The 19,067-nt window shown below is 52.6% G+C and carries 17 protein-coding genes and 2 pseudogenes; 4 read left to right on the forward strand and 15 right to left on the reverse strand.

Annotated features, from left to right (window positions below; genetic code table 11):
• The 5 genes and pseudogenes from RT340_RS10230 to RT340_RS10250 form a co-directional block, all read right to left on the reverse strand.
• Window positions 1–361 (reverse strand): amidase family protein (locus RT340_RS10230; protein ID WP_313375734.1); only part of this gene is annotated, 361 nt, incomplete at its 3' end.
• Window positions 362–653: 292 nt separating this feature from the next.
• Window positions 654–1,621, reverse strand: a pseudogene (gene corA / locus RT340_RS10235) (magnesium/cobalt transporter CorA).
• Between the two features lie 34 nt (window positions 1,622–1,655).
• Window positions 1,656–2,126 (reverse strand): GNAT family N-acetyltransferase, encoded by a 471-nt coding sequence (locus tag RT340_RS10240; protein ID WP_160866964.1) that lies wholly within the window; start codon window positions 2,124–2,126, stop codon window positions 1,656–1,658.
• A gap of 74 nt (window positions 2,127–2,200) precedes the next feature.
• On the reverse strand, window positions 2,201–2,521 hold the full coding sequence (locus tag RT340_RS10245; protein WP_211728734.1) for an AzlD domain-containing protein: 321 nt from the start codon (window positions 2,519–2,521) through the stop codon (window positions 2,201–2,203).
• A pseudogene (locus RT340_RS10250) lies at window positions 2,511–3,180 on the reverse strand (AzlC family ABC transporter permease). Before RT340_RS10250 ends, RT340_RS10245 begins: the two are co-directional and overlap by 11 nt.
• Window positions 3,181–3,282: 102 nt before the next feature.
• Between RT340_RS10250 and RT340_RS10255 the strand changes: the two are divergent.
• Together RT340_RS10255 and RT340_RS10260 are read left to right on the forward strand one after the other, a co-directional pair.
• On the forward strand, window positions 3,283–3,831 hold the full coding sequence (locus RT340_RS10255) for a helix-turn-helix domain-containing protein (protein ID WP_045831923.1): 549 nt from the start codon (window positions 3,283–3,285) through the stop codon (window positions 3,829–3,831).
• 88 nt (window positions 3,832–3,919) lie between these two features.
• Window positions 3,920–4,441: a GNAT family N-acetyltransferase gene (locus RT340_RS10260; protein WP_160834529.1), complete on the forward strand. Its 522-nt coding sequence runs from the start codon at window positions 3,920–3,922 to the stop codon at window positions 4,439–4,441.
• Here RT340_RS10260 and RT340_RS10265 read toward each other — a convergent pair.
• From RT340_RS10265 to RT340_RS10295, 6 genes are all read right to left on the reverse strand, one after another.
• Window positions 4,438–5,838, reverse strand: coding sequence for an ABC transporter ATP-binding protein (locus RT340_RS10265; protein WP_211728736.1), 1,401 nt, complete (start codon window positions 5,836–5,838; stop codon window positions 4,438–4,440). The two genes, RT340_RS10260 and RT340_RS10265, sit on opposite strands and share 4 nt — an antisense overlap.
• Window positions 5,835–6,617 (reverse strand): ABC transporter permease, encoded by a 783-nt coding sequence (locus RT340_RS10270; RefSeq protein ID WP_313375741.1) that lies wholly within the window; start codon window positions 6,615–6,617, stop codon window positions 5,835–5,837. The genes RT340_RS10265 and RT340_RS10270 overlap by 4 nt, the downstream gene beginning before the upstream one ends.
• Window positions 6,614–7,549, reverse strand: a complete 936-nt coding sequence (locus RT340_RS10275) for an ABC transporter permease (protein ID WP_313375743.1) — start codon at window positions 7,547–7,549, stop codon at window positions 6,614–6,616. Before RT340_RS10275 ends, RT340_RS10270 begins: the two co-directional genes overlap by 4 nt.
• Window positions 7,549–9,075, reverse strand: coding sequence for an ABC transporter substrate-binding protein (locus RT340_RS10280; RefSeq protein ID WP_313375745.1), 1,527 nt, complete (start codon window positions 9,073–9,075; stop codon window positions 7,549–7,551). The genes RT340_RS10275 and RT340_RS10280 overlap by 1 nt, the downstream gene beginning before the upstream one ends.
• Window positions 9,076–9,494: 419 nt before the next feature.
• A complete protein-coding gene (locus RT340_RS10290; RefSeq protein WP_097117631.1) occupies window positions 9,495–9,812 on the reverse strand; it encodes a helix-turn-helix domain-containing protein in 318 nt (105 codons plus the stop codon).
• A gap of 109 nt (window positions 9,813–9,921) precedes the next feature.
• Window positions 9,922–10,194 carry a type II toxin-antitoxin system RelE/ParE family toxin gene (locus RT340_RS10295; RefSeq protein ID WP_313375750.1) on the reverse strand — a complete coding sequence of 91 codons (273 nt, stop codon included), beginning with the start codon at window positions 10,192–10,194 and terminating at the stop codon, window positions 9,922–9,924.
• Window positions 10,195–10,392: 198 nt separating this feature from the next.
• Between RT340_RS10295 and RT340_RS10300 the strand changes: the two genes are divergently transcribed.
• On the forward strand, window positions 10,393–11,133 hold the full coding sequence (locus RT340_RS10300) for a GntR family transcriptional regulator (RefSeq protein WP_313375752.1): 741 nt from the start codon (window positions 10,393–10,395) through the stop codon (window positions 11,131–11,133).
• Here the strand turns inward: RT340_RS10300 and RT340_RS10305 are convergent.
• From RT340_RS10305 to RT340_RS10320, 4 genes are all read right to left on the reverse strand, one after another.
• Window positions 11,120–12,100: a PfkB family carbohydrate kinase gene (locus RT340_RS10305; RefSeq protein WP_160834522.1), complete on the reverse strand. Its 981-nt coding sequence runs from the start codon at window positions 12,098–12,100 to the stop codon at window positions 11,120–11,122. The genes RT340_RS10300 and RT340_RS10305 overlap by 14 nt on opposite strands.
• The gene (locus RT340_RS10310; protein ID WP_313375767.1) at window positions 12,087–13,115 is read right to left on the reverse strand and encodes an ADP-ribosylglycohydrolase family protein; all 1,029 of its coding nucleotides are present in this window, start codon (window positions 13,113–13,115) and stop codon (window positions 12,087–12,089) included. Before RT340_RS10310 ends, RT340_RS10305 begins: the two co-directional genes overlap by 14 nt.
• An 11-nt stretch (window positions 13,116–13,126) precedes the next feature.
• Window positions 13,127–14,401, reverse strand: a complete 1,275-nt coding sequence (locus RT340_RS10315) for a nucleoside permease (protein WP_097117635.1) — start codon at window positions 14,399–14,401, stop codon at window positions 13,127–13,129.
• 171 nt (window positions 14,402–14,572) lie between these two features.
• Window positions 14,573–15,949, reverse strand: a complete 1,377-nt coding sequence (locus RT340_RS10320) for an aldehyde dehydrogenase family protein (protein WP_313375755.1) — start codon at window positions 15,947–15,949, stop codon at window positions 14,573–14,575.
• Window positions 15,950–16,429: 480 nt separating this feature from the next.
• Here RT340_RS10320 and RT340_RS10325 point away from each other — a divergent pair, with 480 nt between their 5' ends.
• Window positions 16,430–17,359 (forward strand): RepB family plasmid replication initiator protein, encoded by a 930-nt coding sequence (locus RT340_RS10325; RefSeq protein ID WP_034822338.1) that lies wholly within the window; start codon window positions 16,430–16,432, stop codon window positions 17,357–17,359.
• Window positions 17,360–19,067: the final 1,708 nt, after the last annotated feature.

Consider the following 19,067-nt stretch of genomic DNA (forward strand, 5'->3'; position numbering starts at 1 on the left):
GCTCAATAATCGGCGCGTCATGTTCTGGTACGTTATCCAGTGAGGTGAGTGAACCTTTGGTGGTGCGCAACCCAGCCGTTGAGAACAGATCTTTGACGCCGAATGGCACACCGTGCAATGGACCCCGACTCTTGCCCGACTGACGTTCGCGATCGCAGCTTTTAGCCACTTCCATCGCCTGCTCATCGTAAACATCACCAAAGGCATTCAATGTGGGATTGTGGGATTTTATTTGCTGAAGGCAATTCCCCACCAGCTTTTCACTGCTGATATCACCGCGACGAATCTGCTGCGCCGCGCCAATAACATCAGGCATCGAGTTAAATAAATTCTGGTCCACCGCCATGGTTACACCCTGCATTTCTGGCATCACTATGTAGCGATAGTGGCAACAGTTGGCGAATGAAGCAAGACCGGGTCATGTGGTTAATGTGGGATATGTTGTATTTAATCTGGCATTGTTATAGGAAAAGATGATGATGAAAAAAACAGCGAAATGACAAAACCGTGGCAATTGGATGAAGGTTTTGCGCGACAGGCCGCTCAATCACTCAGTTGCAGTTAAATCGTTCAGGGAAATGTGTGGATGGAGATATTAATTCACTGCGCCGCTATCATCAGCACAGTGATAATAAAGTCATCTGATAAAAAGATTACAACCAGCCTGCTTTTTTCAGTCGTGACCACATCACACCACAGATCGCCAGCGTCACCACCAGTACCGCGGGATAACCAAAGTGGGTTTTCAGTTCGGGCATATCAGAGAAGTTCATGCCGTACATACTGAAGACAATGGTCGGGACGATCAGACCGCACCCCAGCCCGCCAACTTTTTATTCACTTCGCTCTGCTGAACCGACACCAGCGCCAGATTGACCTGCATCGCGCTGGTGAGCATTTCACGCATATCCTCGGCATCGATCATCACGTGATGAGCATGATCCTGAACGTCACGCAGGTAGGCACGCAGGTTCTTCGGAATAATGTCTTCGTGAAAACGCGCCAGCTGGGCGCAAATTTCAGTCACCGGCATCGCGGCATTGCGCAGCGCCAGCAGTTCGCGCCGCAGATGATAGACATCCTCCAGCGTTTTGCTGTCAAAGCGGGTGGTAAACATGCCCTCTTCCAGCGTACCGATACGTTCACTGAGTGATTCGGTGATTTTACTGTAGTGGTCAACGATAAAATCGAGGATGCAGTAAAACGCGTAACCCGGTCCCTGACACAACATAGTGTGGTTTTTTTCTGCCCTGGCGCGAATTGCCGCATAGCCCTCCGATGAACCGTGGCGGACGGTGATCAGGAAGTTTTTACCGAGGAAAAAGTGGGTTTCACCAAAGCTGATGCGCTGCTGATCGTCGAGATGTGCCGTTTTCACCACGATAAATACCGACTCACCATATTGCTCAATCTTCGGGCGCTGATGGGCCACCAGCGCATCCTCAATCGCTAGCTCATGCAGGCCAAACTCTTCCTGCAACGTCTGCATAAAAGCCGGTTCAGGCTGATTCAAACCCAGCCAGATAAACGCACTTTCGTCTTTGAGTACTTCGCTGATGTCGGCGACATCGACATGCTCTTCACGTTTGCCGTGGCGATAAGCCACACAGTTAATCACCATTTTGGCGCTGTCCATGTTGTTTTCACTTACTCAATCATAGTGTCAGTATCATTTCGACGCAGGGGAGATCGGCTTTGGCCAGAGCGGAAGGATACAAGGCTTCACGCACGGTGCTAAAGCCATGGCGCAGATAGAAACCGCTGGCATTGGGTGTTGCGGCCAGGGTCAACTGCCGAAAACCGCGCTGGCGGGCTTCCGCGATAATCGCGTTCATAATGGCGCTGGCATAGCCTTTGCCGTTGCACGCTGGCAGGGTAAATATCGCTTCCACACTGCCGCTTTTGAGATCGAGAAAGCCCGTAGCGGCAGCGCCCAACTCAGGATCGTCGATCACGTAGAAAGGATTGCCCTTAATCGCCTCAAAGTAACCTGACGGCAACGCGTCAGGCGTCCATGCGGCAATCACTTCAGGCGGATAAACTGACTGGCAGCCATCGCGAATCGCGAGATTGCGAATACGCCACAAGTTGGCGGCTTCATGTGGAAGCGCTAAGCGCGGTGTCATGGATTCTTCTCTGTGCGATGAATACGGAAGTCCCACAGTAGCAAAACCCTTGCCGCAAGTTTGTTCTTTTTGGCTTAAGGCACCCCAAAATAACGCAGCAATGCCGTCATCACGGCCGCGCCAACAATCACTAAAATCAATGGCGTACGGCGCCAGGCGAGAAACACGGCAAACAACACGCCCGCTATCCGCGCGACACCTGCGAAGTGGCTGCCTTCAAATAGTGCGGTGGTGACGGCAACCGCCAGTAACAGCACCGTAGCAGCATCCGAGAGCATATTGCGCACCGATTCCGACATCGGCATACGGCTTCCTAGTCGGTAACCCGCGAAGCGCATCACACAAGTGCCGACGGCGAGCAGCGCGATCCCGGCAATCACGAGGTTATTGTGCATTTTTGCGCTCCCGCCAGCTTAATAAGCCCAACAATGAAAACAATACTGGCATTCCCGCCGGAACAAACGGCGTGGCGAGTACTGACAATGCCGTACCGAGCGTGGCCGGAATCCGCGTGCGACGTTGACGCAAAGCGGGAAATATCAGCGCGATCAAGATGGCAGGGAAAACCGCATCGAGACCAATCGCCGAGACATCGGGAATGAAGCGCCCGATAAATGCGCCGCACACCACACTGAGTGGCCAGATAGCAAAAATCCCTAAACCACACACCCAGTATGCGGCGCGTCGCTGGGAAAGCGTCTTTTGCGAAATGCCAAACACCACGCTTTCGTCATTCATGATATGGCAACCCAGCAAACTGCGTCCGCCCTGGCCGACCTTTCACTGCAATACCAAAGGGCAAGTGCCGCGCGTTGACCAGCAAACCCGCCGCCGCTGCTGTTAATGGGCTGCCACCACCGGCCACAATGCCGATGAACAGAAACTCGGATGCGCCTGCCAGCACCATCGTCGAAAGCGCGATGGGCACCCACAGTGGAAAACCATCCGCCGCCGCCAGCGAACCGTAAGAGAGCCCGACAATACCGTCGGCCAGACAAACCAGGAAAATCGCTTTTAATACGCCGCGATCAAGCGGAACTGCACCCAGACGCATCACAATTTGATCTCATATCGAACAGGAAAGCCGTTATAATGAACGCGCCCGAATTGTTTTACAAGATGAACAAAACGTTCGATATAAAGAACAGGAGTAATTGTGACACCACCGATCGATCTTATCTCTGCTGGATTAGTGCGCGAACGCCAGCGTGCCGGGCTCTCGTTAACCGAAGTCGCCCGCCGCGCTGGCATTGCGAAATCCACGCTTTCACAACTGGAAGCGGGCAATGGCAATCCCAGCATTGAGACGTTATGGTCACTGTGCGTGGCGCTCAATATTCCGTTCGCCCGCCTGATGGAGCCGGAAGTGAAGCGTTTGCAGGTGATCCGTCGTGGTGAGGGCATGATGGTGTCGGCTGAACTCGCGGATTACCAGGCCGCGCTACTGGCCAGCTGTCCGCCGGGCGGACGTCGTGATTTATATCTGATCACCAGCCAGCCGGGCGCACCGCGCGCCTCTCATCCGCATCCGCCCGGTTCCGTAGAACACATCATTATTGCGCAGGGTCGCGCACTTGTTGGGCCTACCGATGCCCCGGTCGAACTTCATCCCGGTGACTACATCTGCTACCCCGCCGACGAACCGCACATCTTCGAAGCGCTGGAAGCGAATACCATGGCAGTGCAGCTGTCGGAGCAAAATTAATCATAATAATTTCCTATGTTCAAACCCGATGATTGGCGCGTGACACAGTGGCATCCTGTGTTTTTCGCTAGCCGATTATCAGGAACATATGGATATTATTCCCGCCCGACCCCATCACGCCGCTGCCATTCAGAAAATCTATGCGTGGCACGTCCTCCACGGCACCGCCACCTTTGAAACCGAACCGCCCAGCGAAAGCGAAATGCTCAACCGCGTCAAAGATGTGCAGCAGCGCGGAGGCTTCTGGCTGGTGGCGCAAGAGGATGAACAGGTATTGGGTTATTGTTATCTGGCACCTTATCGACCGCGCTATGCCTATCGCTTCACGCTGGAAGATTCGATTTATCTCGATCATGAACAGACCGGGCGTGGCGTCGGGCGGGCGTTATTGCAAAAAGCGATTGCGCTGGCAGAAGCAGCAGGCTTTCGCCAGATCATCGCCATCGTGGGAGATAGCGCCAATCAGGGTTCGCTGGGATTACACCGGGCGCTCGGCTTCGAGCACACCGGTGTGATGAAATCGGTGGGATTCAAACATGGCCGCTGGCTCGACACCGTCGTGATGCAGCGCTCACTGGGTGTCGGTGATAGCCAGCCGCCAGAACGTTAAGCCGCCTGCATCGCAATCACGCGATCTGTCCCCTTCTCCAGCAGTTCGCGATCGTGGCTCACCAGCAGCACGCCGCACTGCAGCTGACGCGCCATCTGCGTTATCAGCTGCAGAGTTTGCTGCTGTACCAGCGGATCGAGTCGCGATGTAGGCTCATCGGCGAACAGGAAAACCGGCTCAAGCAGCATGACGCGTAACAGAGAGAAGCGCTGTAACTCGCCGCCCGAGAGCGAATCGGGGCAGCGCGTGAGTAATGAAGGATCTAACGCTAATTGCTCCATTAGCGAGTCGCGTTTTGACCTTTCAATGCGATGACGACGCAGCACCTCCTCCAGGCTTTGTGACAGTGTGCGCGTGGGGGGAAACAATGCCGAGGGATCCTGATAGATCTTCTGATACTTCAGCGCGCTCGCCGCGACGTGACGTGTAATGCTGCCCTGCTGTGGCGCGAGTAATCCCAGCAATACGTCGCCAAAGCTGCTTTTTCCACTGCCGCTGGCGCCATGTAAGCCGACAATTTCCCCAGCATGCAGGGTGAAATTTTCTGGTACACCCAACGTATTTCCGCCGCGCTGCAGTTTTAATCCTTGCGCACTTACCACGGGTTTGCTGCGGATCACCGTGCTTTGCCGTTGCGGCCAGGCAACGGGATCGGCGGCCAGCAATTCACGCGTATAACCCTGCTGCGGGGTGTATAACACTTGCTGCGCTGCGCCTTGCTCGATCACTTTGCCCTTATGCATGACGATAACGTCTCCGCCCAACTGACGCGCCAGCGCAATATCGTGCGTGATGGTCATTAAAGTCCCACCTTCAGCCACTTCACGACCCAGCAAAGCAGCAACGTCATCGCGTCGGGACACATCCAAACCCTTAGTCGGTTCATCTGCTATCAAAATCTCCGCACCGCCCGCGCGCGCCGCCGCAAATGCCGCGCGCTGCGCCATGCCACCGGACAGTTGCCACGGGAATTTTTGTGCCGCTGCCTGTAAACCCAGTTGCGCAAGGTCATCCTGCGCAGCCGCCATGCTTCGCGGCGCGGAATACCCTCGGATATATTGATAGCCTTCCGCGACCTGCTGCTGAATCGCCATGGTGGGATCGAGCGCCAGCCAGGGTTCTTGTGGCAGCGAGGCCATAGTCCTTCCCCACAAGCTGCGTAACGCATCACGATCCTGCGGTAACTGATAGCGTTGACCGTTGATGATCAGGGTTCCGCTGGCCTGAAGTGTCTCCGGCAAAATTCCCATTACCGCCTGCGCCAACAGGCTTTTTCCGGAGCCAGTCTCACCCAATAAAGTGAGCGGTTGGCCAGGTTGCAAGTGGAAATCAACCGGCTCCACCAGCGTGGCTTCTGCTGTTGCGATGGTTATGCCGATGGCCTGTAATCCTTTCATGCACGCTCCTTATTCATCATCAGGTTAAGGCTAATCAGCAATAAAAACAGTGCGACCACAGGCTGTAGCAGCAACCAGGGGGCTTCCCAGGCAAAGGGCAGCAGTTCGGTCATCATCAAGCCCAATTCCGGTGTCGGTGGACGGACACCGACGCTGATAAATCCTAGTGCCGATACCGCCATGATGGCGCTGCTAAACGAGAACAGTGCAACGGTAAGCAGTACAGGTGCGAGTGCCGGCCAAAGGTGACGATGAAAGCGGTAGATCGCGTTAAAACCCAGCAGTTTCGACGCCTGCATACCCGGCGAATGCACAATCGGACGTAAGGTGGCGCGTGTCACACGGAAGAATTCCACCCACAGCACCATCGAAATGCCTAACCACAGCATCTCCGGTGAGTCCGGGGCAATCGCCGCCAGTAACAGCACCAGCAGCAGGCCGGGCAGCGCGAGGCACATATCCCCCAGCATGCTGACCACACGGTCGAGCACTCCACCATAAAGCGCGCTGAGTACGCCAGCCAGCACACCGACCAGCATCGCACTGATCACACACAGTGCAGCCAGACCCAGTGACAGGCGCAGCGCCGCACTCAGGCGCGGCAGCATGTCACGTCCCAGGTGATCAAAACCTAACAGATTGGCCTGGCTGGGCGGCTGCAATATGTTGAGCAGTTCTTGTTGCAGAGGATCACCATGATGAAACAGAGGCAGTAAAAAGGCGTAGCTCAGTAGCAGAGCTAGCAGCAGTAAACCGACATGACGTGAAGTTAATTTCATGGGCGCGTCCCTCGCGGATCAAGCAGATGGCAACCTGCATCTACCAGCATATTCAGCAGGACAAACAGCAGGCCGAGCGTCATGGCACTGGCCTGAATTACTGGCACATCGCGGGCGAAAATGGCATGAACCAACGCATGCCCAATGCCCGGCCAGGCAAACAACGTTTCCACTACCACCACGCCTTCCACCAGCCAGACAAACTGCATGCCGAACCAGGTGAGTACCGGTGTTCCCAGATTGCGTAAACCATGACAACGCAGCAAAGTGACGGTCGCCAGACCTTTTTGCTCCCCCCATTGGTAATAACCCGCGTTCACTACCTGCCAGGTGGCTTCGCGCACCACACGCACGCCCACCGCGCTTAGCGACAAGGCCAGCGTCAAAGCGGGTAACAGGAAATGACGCAGCTCACCGTGTCCCGCACTCGGCAGCCAGTCGAGTTGCAGCGCGAACAGCACGATCAGCAGCATACCCAGTGCAAAATGCGGCACAGACTTAAGCATCGATGTCAGCCAAAACAGCAGCCGATCCAGTTTGCCATTGGCATGGCAACCGGCCCAGATACCCAACGGCAGCGTGATAATGATTGCCAGTAGCAATGAAACACCGGCTAACGCCAGCGTCTGACTCAGTTGCCAACGCAGTTCATCCATCACCGGTTCGCCGGAAACCAGCGAGCGACCAAAGTTGAATTGCAGCAGATCGAACAGCCAGTGCAGTAAGGCGCTGCCTTGATCGGCTGCGCCACTTAACTCCTGCTGCACGCGCGCGACGGCATCCGCATCAACCCGATCATAGCCGTAACGACCGCTGGCAATGCGCCACGCCATATCGCCCGGCAGCGACCGGACCAAAAACCAGGTGAGTAATCCCACCGAGAGCACGACAAAAAATGCCTGCATCAGCCGCCAGCAAAGTTGGTTGATCATCACGGCTCCCAACGCAGTTGGCGCAGGCCGAAGTGACGCTCAAACGGATCGAGCGCGACGTTTTGCAACTTACTGTTGATCGCTGCAGATTGTTGATACCAGGCGATTGGAATCATCGGGAGATCCTGTTGCAGTGCCGAAGTGATGAGTGTTCGAGCTTTGGCACGCGCGGAGGCATCGGTGGATTGCGTCAGGGTATGCAGTGCGCCACTGAATCCTGTCGGATGCCAGTTCATCGCCCCCCAGTCGCCACCTTTCTCGGCATAATCCTGCAATAAGGTGCCGGTTGGATCGGGCGTGAGTGCAAAGTTGCGTGAGAACAGCGCCAGTTGCAGTCTCCCGCTGTGGTGCTGGGCAGGAATTTCACTGGCATTGGTTGAGTTAATCTTCACTTCAATACCGATTTTACGCAGTTGCTGCTGGATAACCATCGCCATCAACGGCAGTTCAGGGCGATCCGGGAAGGTCAGCAGCGTCAGGCTGAATCGCTGGCCGTTGCGGGTCAGCACACCATCTGATCCCGGTTGCCAGCCGGCTTTCTGCAACAGCGTGACCGCCGAATCGGGCTGATAGGAGAGTGGAGGCAGCGCCGCATTGTGCCACTCGCCCATGTTCGGCGGGAACAACTGGCTGGCAGCACCCGGATAGCGCAACACCGCCATCGCTAACGCATTGCGATCAATGGCCATGCTGATCGCTTCACGCACCGGCTGTTCCGCTAACAGCGGATCGCCCAGATTGAGCTTCAGCATAAGCGTGCGCGGCACGGGGATTGCGGGAAGTTGCAGCGCAGGTTTGTGTGCCAGACGCTGACGGCTGGCGGCATCCAGATTGAACACATAATCCGCATCACCGCTTTCTGCTAATAGCGCGCGGGTCTCTGCCCGGCCAGAAGAGAGATAGCTGGCTGCGGCGATGTATGGTTTTTCTCCCCAGTAACCTTCAAAGCGTTTTACCGCTAACGACTGCGGCGGCTGAAAGGCGGTCAGCATAAACGGCCCGGAGCCGATGATGCGCGTGATGTTGCCCTGTGCATCCCAGCTGGATAACGCCAGAATTTGCGAGCGACTTTCCGCCAGGACGGAAAGCAGAGGTGTGAAAGGCTCGCGCAGCGTGATGGTCACCACCTGCCCTTCTCCGCTGATCTCAGTGATCGGTGTTTTATCCAGTAATCCCGCTTTACTCCGCGCAGTATTGAGTGATTTCACTACCGCTGCCGCATCCAGTGGCGAACCATCATGGAAATGCACGTTATCGCGCAGCTGTAATTGCCAGCGCAAACCGTTTTCCGAGACCTGCCAACTCTTCGCCAAAGCCGGGATCGGTTCACCGCGTTGGTTCACTTCCACCAGCGTTTCCACCACATCCATGCGCAGAAGGATGTCACCGGAAAGCGCCGGATCGGCACCTTTAATTTCAAACGGAGCGGCAATGCGCACCGTGTTTTCCTGATGCTGCGCCGCGAATGAGGCGCACGAAGCCAGGCCGAGCGCCGTGGCGATCAGCAATTTTTTCATTGATTTCATTATGGTTTCCGAAAAATACCGCTACAAAAATCCCAGAGAAATTATGTTATAACATAACAATACACATTTAAACACAGATCGCCTGCGGGGATAAACGGTTTGCGCGGGTGTTTATGACAAATTGACACTGCATGCTCGGGCATGACTGGGTTATGCTGAAACCGAATCTGAACCCTCAAGGAGAAACGGAAATGCCAGAAATCGTTGTCTATGCTGCGGAAGGCCGCACGGTTGATTAGAAGAAGAAGTTGCTGAAAGCGGTGACTGCCGCAGTCGCGGACTCGTTTGAGATTGATGCCAATTCGGTGACGGTCTCAATCATTGAAACGCCTAAGCATCATAAATCTAAAGGCGGCGTGCCGTTTGATGAGCGGTGATAGGTTGTTTGATGCATAAAAGCCCAACAGGGCTTTTATGTTTTATAGAATGAAAACCGCTGGGCCTTTGTCTTCAATGGTGTTGAGGATACGCAAAGCCGCTTTATTGGGTTTACTCTCGTTACGTTCCCACTTTGAAACACTCTCAACTGACATGCCTGTAGTCATTGCCAGCGCCGCCTGCGACATCTTCCATCTTAAGCGTACCGCTTTAATCTCAATCCCAGACATAGCGCGTACTGGAGGGATATTACGAGCTTCGATCGCCGCACTGATTTCCGCAACCGTCTCGCCCTGAACAACGCCCAATTGGTTATAGCGCTGCGCCATATCGTGGATTTTCTTTAAGCGTTCAGTCATCACAAGTTACCTCGATTAGTTCTTTTAACTTAATCAACTCCCGGACCTTCTCATCTGACATCGCAATAAAATCCCGAGCGATACGGCAATAAGCATCAATTTCATCATCTTAAAGTTCTTTGCCTTTCTTCTTTGATAGCTGACTTTTCAAGTACATATCAAAGAAATAAATGTTGTTGCCATAATTGAAGAAAACAATGCTACGCGCGCCGTCAGATGCCCCCACACCAGGCAACCCGAGTCGTTTTTTGAACGTGTAACGTCCTAATGGGTCTCCATGTAATCCCGCAAAAATCGACTTTGCAGCTTTACACAAAATTTTATCATTGATGCGTGCATTACATCTCTCTTCCTGAAATTCTGGCGTCAGGTAAATGCCCATTTACCCCTCCTTGCCTTAAAATATCCGTAAGCGTGACTATAGTCTTCGTTACGGGTTAGGTCAAATTACAAGCGAAAGGATTGGTTGAATCTAAGCGCTAATAACCGCAATAACATGTGGTTAAAGTCGCTACGCGAACGGTGAAAATTCAGTATCATATCTCACCCCTGGCTAACCCAATTGAGTGCTCAGCCCGCTATGACTGAACAGAATCCGCTGTTTTCGCGGCTTACCACCACACTGACTGAAGAGAGCCGTACGCCGTTGTACAAGCGCTTTGCCGCCGCCATCAAAGAGGCGGTGCGTGATGGCATCCTGGTGCATGAAGAGATCCTGCCCGGTGAGCGAGAATTCAGCCAGTCGCTCAGCATCTCGCGTATTACGGTGCGTAAAGCGATGGATGAGCTGGAAAAAGAGGGGGTGGTGTTTCGTTCGCGCGGTTACGGCACACAGATTTGCAGCCAGTTTGAGTATTCGCTGAAAGAGCCCAAAGGTTTGTCGCAGCAGGCGGTTTTACGCGGTAAAAAGCCTGATACGGTGTGGATTAATAAGAGCAAAATTCAGTGCAGTGCGGAAATCGGTGAAAAACTGGGATTAAGCAAAGGTGGCGAAGTCTACTTGCTGAAGCGTATTCGTTATGTCGATCAGCAAGCGGTGTCAGTTGAAGAATCCTGGGTGCCGGCACACTTTATTGCAGATGCCGATGACATTGGAATTTCTTTGTATGATTACTTTAACAAGCAACAGATTTTGCCGGTTAAGTCCCAAAGCAGAGTGAGTGCCCGCATGCCTGATGAAGCGCTCCAGCAGCAGATTGCCCTGCCCGCCAATGTCCCTGTGTTAGTGATTAAACAGCTGGCACTTGACGCGCAAGGCAATCCTCTGGAGTACAGCATCAGCTACTGCCGCAGCGACATGTACGTGTTTATTGCTGAGTAAGTCTTTGCTGCCAATAGCTCTGCAGCGTGGCGCGATCGGGTGCACAATCACCACCGCGTTGTGACACCACATAAGACGCCACGGCATTACCCAATGCCACACTTTCCGCCAGCGACCAACCTGACGCGAGCCCGGCTAACACTCCCCCCGCATGGCTGTCACCGGCGCCAATCGTATCGACTACTTGCGTTGCCAGAGCAGGGATCCAACCCTGCGACTCTGCATCGATATAACCTGCGCCATCACTGTCTAGACGCACCACCAACGCAGCGCCAAAGTGTTGTTGCCATTGAGCCATTAACTGACGGGCATCAAAGGCTTGATGCTGGTTCAAACGCTCCAGCCACAGTAACTCTGCTTCCTGTCTGTTCACTGTAATCAGTGGTTTTAGCGCCATAATACGGGCAAATTGACGCTCCCCGATGTCAGCCAAACGCGGACCGAAATCCACCAGCAATTGATAGTTATGCGCCTGCTGTTCGAGCCAGTCGATCAGCACATCGCCGCTTTTGCTGGTCAGTTGATAGCCAGACAGGTAGATCCAACGGTGTGGGGGTTGTGGCAATGTGCGCAGCAGTTCAGCATCCCACAGATTTTCGACACCGCTAACCGACAGAAACGTGCGCTCACCATCCGGCTCCACCAGTGCCAGACACCAGCCGTTGTCTCCTTTACTGGTTTCCAGCACGCTTTGAAGGCCATATTCCATCAGCTTCTGCCGCACAATACTGGCCCAAATGCCGTTACCCAGCGGCAGCGCGTTGATGGATGGAATGCCCAACCGATGCAACGCGATCGCTACATTCAACGCACAACCGCCCACGTTGACGCCCTGCTGGTGGAGTTCAATATCACTTCCCCGATGCGGTAACGAATAGGCATCGGCAATCACGTCCACCACAGCGGCACCAATCACGCACACCGGCAGACGTCCTTCCAGCCGGTTCAGGTCATCAGGCGTCAGCATAAACGGCCTCACGCTGCTGACGGAAACGCATGAATGCGTTGCTATAGCGAGTGAAATCCAGCGCGTTGGCAGCATCCAGTTCGGCTTTTAGCTGTGAATCAATCCCATCAATGCCATGTAGCGCTCCGCAAATGGCCACCGCCATCGCGCCGATGGTATCGGTATCGCCCCCCAGATTGGCACAAAGAATAGCGCAGCGATTCGGATCGGTGTTGGCCAGTTCAACCATTGCAATAGCAGCTGGAACCGATTCGATAGTGGCGGTCCCGGTCCCCACCAAATCATAAATCTGCTGCATCATTGACTCCACACCTCTGCCCTGCGCCACAACGCTCAACGCCAGCTCAACACGCGCGGCCATGGACGCGCTAAAGGTCGTGACGCGTTTTTCCTGCGCAGCGCGCGCAATCGCAGGCAGCTCATCGCGGATGTATGCCCAGCTTGCGCCGTCAATGGCACGTGACACTGCCCAGGCAATCACCGTTGCCCCCGCGATGGCGACATCAGATTTATGCGTAGGACTGGATGCCAGTGCGACAGCGTCAATAAAGGCATCCAGATCTTTGGCTGGCAACAGACAACCAAGCGGTGAAACGCGCATCGCCGCGCCATTGGTCATGCCGTTGTTCTCCAGCTGCGCCACTGGCGTTCCCGTTTTCAGTGCATTCAGGGCTATTTTGGATGTGGGTCCCAATACGTTTTTGTTGAAGGCATCAAACTCCTCTGCCCAGTGCAGGATATTGGCACCAATGGTCTCCGCGTTGATATCGCCATCATGCGTGACTATCGCATCTGCCAAAGCCAGCGCCATCGAAGTGTCGTCAGTAAATGCCGCGCGGCCAAAATAACAGGCGGCATTGTTTTCAGCAGGCCCCGGCAGAAAACCATCAATCCAGCCAAAATGCTGCTTAACGCGACTGCGCGGCCACAATTCCGATGGCATGCCCATCGCATCGCCCAGCGCCTGACCATAGAAAGCGCCCAAAATCCGTTTTTCCTGGAGTGTCATTGTCATCATTACATCTCTTATTTATGGCTATCAGCGGTGGCTGATTGCTCGAAAGCAGTTAATTCTTCACTGCGTTTTTTGCCATCGCGGAACAGCACGATGAAGGCGATGGTGATAATGATGATCATCACGCTGCCAAACATCCACATGCCCGCCCAGTTGAACGTTTGGCCATTGCGAGGCTGGTCGTAAGCGAACATCTCTTGCATCAAATATCCGCCGAGACGATAGCCCAGCAAGCTGCCAATCCCCTGGCATGCGAGCGTGATCAGGCCCTGTGCTGCGTTGCGCATCGCGACCGGTGCTTTTTTATCAACGTAGATGTAAGCCGTGATGAAGTAGAAGTCATAGCTGACGCCGTGCAGCAGGATGCCCATAAACAACAGGCCAATCGTCAGGGCATTTTGATCGCCGCCGAACACGAAGAATATGTAGCGCAGCGCTGCGGTGGTTAAGCCAAGCAGCAACACTTTGCCAATGCCAAAGCGCTTGATAAAGAACGGCAGTGCCAGCAGGAAGAAGATCTCCGATACCTGACCCAGCGTCATCCAACCGGTGGCGTGCGGCAGGCCCACCTCCGTCAGGTAGCCTTCGGCAAAGATGTAGTAAAAAGCCAGCGGCATGCTGAACAGGAATGAGCAGACGAAGAACACAAGGAAACTGCGATCTTTCAGGAGATGCAGCGCATCCAGACCCAGTGCCACACGCAGGCTGAATTTGCCGGTGCTTTTCGGCTCGGTTGCCGGCAGCATCAGCGAAAAGATCCCCAACACCAGTGAACTGGCAGCAGTGATCAGCAGCGGCACATTACTGGCTGAAATGTCGCCATAGCCCATCAGCGGCGGCAGGAAACCACAGGCAATGCCTGACGCAATCCAGCCTAAAGTGCCCATGACCCGCACGCGTGGATAATCGCGTTCGACATCTTTGACATGCGAGAAAGCAATACTGTTAGTCAGCGCAATGGTCGGCATGTAAGTGAGCGCATACAACAGCAGCAGTGGGAAGAAACCACTGAAGTGCGTCTGCTGGGCCGCGAAATACATCAGAATGGAACCGACGATCATCAGCAGCGACAACACTTTCTGTGCCTGGAAGAAGCGGTCTGCCAACGATCCAACGAGGATCGGCGACAGGATAGCGGCAATCGAAGTACAGGCATAGCACCAGGCAATCTCAACCGGCGAAAAGCCGTTTTTGCTGAGGAAAGCCCAGAGCGGCACAAACCATGCCCCCCAGATAAACCACTCGAGAAACATCATGAAGGATAATTTTGGGATTGTTGTTTTCATTAAAATAGGACTCCCCGGTGTAGGTGAGGCCAATCTAACACCACTAACAATACCTTTGTAATACCATTAGCGGATTCTTTGAGCTACTCCACAACAATTTTAACCGAGGATTAACAGTAAGGCAGGAGATAGAGCGAGGAATAAGGGCGTGCAGTGCACGCCCTGAAAGTCTTAACGACGGTTTTTCCAGACGGTCTGGATATTACAGAATTCGTGAACGCCAAAACTGGAAAGTTCACGACCATAGCCGCTCTTCTTCACACCACCAATCGCCACGCGGGGATCGGAAGCACCGTTGCCATTGATGAACACGGCGCCGGTTTCCAGTTTCTCTGCCAGCTCATTGGCTATCGCTTCATTACCGCTCCACACGGTAGCGCTCAAACCAAATTCGCTGTTATTCGCCAGCTCTAAAGCATGCTGTGCATTGCGTGCCACGGTAATCGCTGCCACGGGGCCAAAGATCTCCTGCTGGAAGGCGATCATGTCGGGTGTCACATCAGCAAGGATCGTTGGTGCGTAGTAGTTGCCAACGCCATCGATCTTATGACCACCGATAACCAGGCGCGCACCTTGTTTCAGGGTCTGCTGTACCTGCTGGTCTAACTCATCAAGCAGATCATAACGCGCCATCGGTCCGATATAAGTTTCTTCATTCAGCGGATCGCCAATTTTCAATGCCTGCACAGCCGCGCTAAAACGCGTCTCAAACGCTTCTGCGACACTTTCCTCAATGATGAACCGTTTGGCTGCCATGCACACCTGTCCGGTGTTCTGGTAGCGTCCTGTGACCGCAGAAGCCACTGCCGCATCCAGATCCGCATCTGCAAGTACGATAAACGGATCTGCACCACCCAGCTCCAGTACCGTTTTCTTCAATACGGCACCGGCTTGTGCTGCAATAGCACCGCCCGCCCGCACACTTCCTGTCACCGCAACTGCCGCAATACGCGGATCTTTAATTGCAGCCGAAACGCCATCGTTATCCACGTTAATCACGGTGAAGCCACCTTTTGGCAGATCTGTCGCGTCAAACAGTTCTGTCATCAGATTGGCTGCACCCATTACGCTTGGCGCGTGTTTGAGCACATACGTGTTGCCTGCCAGCAACATGCTGACTGCACCGCGCAGCACCTGCCAGTAAGGAAAGTTCCACGGCATTACCGCAAGAATCACGCCTAATGGACGAAACGATTGCCAGGCTTGCTGATTTTCTACCAGCGTAGGCTTGTCAGCCAGCATCGCTGGGCCCTGTTCTGCATACCAGTCGCAGAGATTTGCACATTTGAGGACTTCAGCACGAGCCTGTGTAATGGGTTTACCCATCTCCAGGGTTGCCATGGTAGCGAGTTGATCCTGACGCTGGCGGATCTGTTCTGCTAACTGGCGTAACACGATGACACGCTGTGCCATGCTGGTGGCTCGCCATTGTGCAAAAGCATCCGCGCTGGTCTGCAACGCAGCTTCGAGTTCAGCGGCATTCTGCAATGGATATGATGCGATGATTTCGCCAGTGGTAGGGTTACGTGAAATAACGTTGTCAGTCATAAGATGCCTTCGTCATGAGTTGTAGGGGATGAATATGAGTTTCACCTTACGCTCGGTGAAGATTGATGAAAAATGAATAATAATGAGGAAGTTGTTCTCTTCTGATGAAAGAAGCGGATCTTCTTCACAGAGAATTAATGTTTTTTCGCCATTGGTGGGATCAATCTTACTGACCTGCATATTCTGACAGTTTTTGATGTTAGAAGCTGATTCTTCATAGGGTTATGCAGTTATACAGTGAATAGATCTTAAAGAAAGATCATAGAGAGATCTTAAAGAGATCCTAAGAGATCCCCGATCGCTGCAAGCCGCACCCCACAAGGCCTGAGAAGGTGATCGCGTTCACTATAATCAGAAAAACGTTCACTACAATCAGCATAATATTCACTATAGACTGTAGAATGTTCACTATAAACAGTGTTAATGTTCACTGTAATCAGAAATCGATCCTTTTCATCCACAGAATGAAGATCTCAGGCTATGGCAGATAAAGAGAGTGAAAACAAAGCGTTACTAGAACCTTTTCTGTCGGTGACAAAAAACAGCGGTGAGGTTATCCAGCTTCATCCTAATAAAAATAACACCGTACAACCGGTCGCGTTGATGCGCCTGGGTCTGTTCGTTCCGACACTAAAGTCTACTGCGCGTGGGAAATCGGGCGCGATGGCTTCAACGGACGCCACCAAAGAGCTCAAGAACCTTTCGTTAGTTAAAGCGGAAGGCTATGAAAAGATTACCATTACTGGCGCAAGGCTGGACATGGATAATGATTTCAAAACCTGGGCTGGCATCATTCAGTCTTTTTCGCGTTATCCCTCAAAGGGCGACACCGTGACGCTGCCGTTTATTGATTTCGTGAAAATGTGCGGGATCCCATCGGCAAACTCTTCAGCGGCCTTACGTAAGCGTTTAGATGCCTCTTTACGACGCATCGCAACCAATACGTTGTCCTTTGAAGGTAATGGCAAAGCGTATCATACCCACCTTGTGCAGTCGGCGTATTACGATCGTGAAAAGGATCTGGTGCGCATTCAGGCCGATCCCAAACTGTTTGAGCTGTATAACTTTGACCATAAAGTCCTGCTGCAGCTGCGAGCCATCTCACGCCTCAAACGTAAGGAATCGGCTCAGGCGTTATATACCTACCTGGAAAGTTTGCCAACCAATCCTGCACCGATATCGCTGGCGCGTCTGCGCATGCGTTTAAACTTAGGCTCTAAGACGACCACGCAAAACCACGTGGTTCGACGCGCGATGGAGCAGCTTAAGGAGATTGGTTACCTCGACTATTCAGAGGTGAAGCGTGGACGTTCTGTGTTCTTTATTATCCATAGCAGAACGCCGAAGCTGGACGGTATCAGCAATCTTGAGAGCATTGATTCCCTCGATGATATTGAGTTTGAAGACTGATTTTTCACGTTCACTGTAATCAGCTCCCTGCCCTTGAGTGTGTCACTTAATCGCCAAAAGTGACACACTTCTTCTACGCACTGTTCACTGTAATCAGCATCCCTTCATTCGTTCACTGTAATCAGTAACGTTCACTGTAAACAGTATTCAGCGACACGTTAGTCTTACATCCTCCTGCAGAGTTATCAAAATCGACGAATCATTGGGTTTAATTGTGATAGTGAGTACTTACTAGGTGGGTTTTCAACACTCGAGCGCCCTCTTTTGCAGCGGGTTTGCTGATTACAGTGAACATCAGCCATAGCGTATTTGGTTGCTGATTACAGTGAATGGTGGTGATGTAGTGAAAACAGATTATAGTGAATGATTAAATCTAAGTGTTTGAATATTATAGGTAATATTTAATTGTTGGCATTCATTCATTGTAATCAGCTTATTGTCTGTACAAATAAACAGTAAAAGTGACAGGGTTGGTCACCTTCACTGATTACAGTGAATTTTTCCCTTTATTGCAGATTGCAGTGAACGTTATGCCAGTGCGGTCGGGAATGGATTTAAGGCCTCAATCGTGCGCGTCACGCTGTCACTGATCACAGTGAATGCTCTGCAGCCCTTCCCTCCTCCGAAACATTTTTATACCTGATCGTTGTGGCCACAGAAGATCGCTTTACTGATTACAGTGAACGTAAATAACTTTGCCAGCGAGGAGCAATTACTGATTACAGTGAATGTTACAACCAGGGATTCGGGAGGTAGGAAAAAACGGTCTTCACCTGTTTTGCTGATTACAGTGAACGTTGGAGTTCAAAGACAAACATTCCGTTTCTGGTTGATCCGGCAATGGGTGCATGTAATAGCCACCGGTTAAAACGGACACTTCACCAGAAAGAGCAGCTAAAATGCTCTTCTCTCTTCTCTCTTCTCTCTTCTCTCTTCTCTCTTCTCTCTTCTCTCTTCTCTCTTCTCTTTAATCGGTCATTTGCCATCGGTCATATCCCACCGGGCATGCCTCTTCAGTCGTTCATTCTCTGGCCATTGCTTATCTTCAATATCGCCAGTAGAGCATGGTGAACCGGTCAGGACCCGCCAGTTATAGCTTACCCGCTATCCCGCACTTGCAATGGCTCAACGCTGAGCATCTACCCGTTTTCACTCACGTACAGGCAGCCATAAGCCACCGATGATTTAGCTTCACTCACTCACTCACTCACTCACTCACTCACTCACTCACTCACTCACAACAAACCCGCATTCGCGAACCACGAATCACAACTGAAAACGCAAATTGGGTTACTGATTACAGTGAATGTTGACAGTCATTTTAGCCCGTATTCACATCCCTGACTCCTGACTCCTGACTCCTGACTCCTGACTCCTTTACTGATTACAGTGAACGTTCTCACGTACGCCCTACCCTTTCCGCCGATTATGGCGAATCCATTTAAGACAAAATTGCTGATTATAGTGAACGCTACGCTGAGAGAACGATTTGGGTTACTGATTACAGTGAACGTCTGAATGTGGCTTAGACAAATTGCTGATTACAGTGAATGCCAGCTAGCCATACGAGCTGTTGATTACTGATTACAGTGAACACTCGGATTAAATCAATGCTCCCCACATGCAGTCTACTGATTATAGTGAATGTTTATATTAGGACTAAGCTGTCTCTACTAACCGAAAACGCCTGCAGCCGATTTCGTCATGG

Source organism: Pantoea sp. CTOTU50773, assembly GCF_032082325.1.
Taxonomy (GTDB): domain Bacteria; phylum Pseudomonadota; class Gammaproteobacteria; order Enterobacterales; family Enterobacteriaceae; genus Pantoea; species Pantoea communis.

Bases quoted from the DNA above. Each gene is read 5' to 3' on its own strand.
- RT340_RS10240 (WP_160866964.1), bottom strand. From the start codon at position 2,126: ATGACACCGCGCTTAGCGCTTCCACATGAAGCCGCCAACTTGTGGCGT.
- RT340_RS10245 (WP_211728734.1), bottom strand. From the start codon at position 2,521: ATGCACAATAACCTCGTGATTGCCGGGATCGCGCTGCTCGCCGTCGGC.
- RT340_RS10260 (WP_160834529.1), top strand. From the start codon at position 3,920: ATGGATATTATTCCCGCCCGACCCCATCACGCCGCTGCCATTCAGAAA.
- RT340_RS10265 (WP_211728736.1), bottom strand. From the start codon at position 5,838: ATGAAAGGATTACAGGCCATCGGCATAACCATCGCAACAGCAGAAGCC.
- RT340_RS10270 (WP_313375741.1), bottom strand. From the start codon at position 6,617: ATGAAATTAACTTCACGTCATGTCGGTTTACTGCTGCTAGCTCTGCTA.
- RT340_RS10275 (WP_313375743.1), bottom strand. From the start codon at position 7,549: ATGATCAACCAACTTTGCTGGCGGCTGATGCAGGCATTTTTTGTCGTG.
- RT340_RS10280 (WP_313375745.1), bottom strand. From the start codon at position 9,075: ATGAAATCAATGAAAAAATTGCTGATCGCCACGGCGCTCGGCCTGGCT.
- RT340_RS10290 (WP_097117631.1), bottom strand. From the start codon at position 9,812: ATGACTGAACGCTTAAAGAAAATCCACGATATGGCGCAGCGCTATAAC.
- RT340_RS10295 (WP_313375750.1), bottom strand. From the start codon at position 10,194: ATGGGCATTTACCTGACGCCAGAATTTCAGGAAGAGAGATGTAATGCA.
- RT340_RS10300 (WP_313375752.1), top strand. From the start codon at position 10,393: ATGACTGAACAGAATCCGCTGTTTTCGCGGCTTACCACCACACTGACT.
- RT340_RS10305 (WP_160834522.1), bottom strand. From the start codon at position 12,100: ATGCTGACGCCTGATGACCTGAACCGGCTGGAAGGACGTCTGCCGGTG.
- RT340_RS10310 (WP_313375767.1), bottom strand. From the start codon at position 13,115: ATGACAATGACACTCCAGGAAAAACGGATTTTGGGCGCTTTCTATGGT.
- RT340_RS10315 (WP_097117635.1), bottom strand. From the start codon at position 14,401: ATGAAAACAACAATCCCAAAATTATCCTTCATGATGTTTCTCGAGTGG.
- RT340_RS10320 (WP_313375755.1), bottom strand. From the start codon at position 15,949: ATGACTGACAACGTTATTTCACGTAACCCTACCACTGGCGAAATCATC.
- RT340_RS10325 (WP_034822338.1), top strand. From the start codon at position 16,430: ATGGCAGATAAAGAGAGTGAAAACAAAGCGTTACTAGAACCTTTTCTG.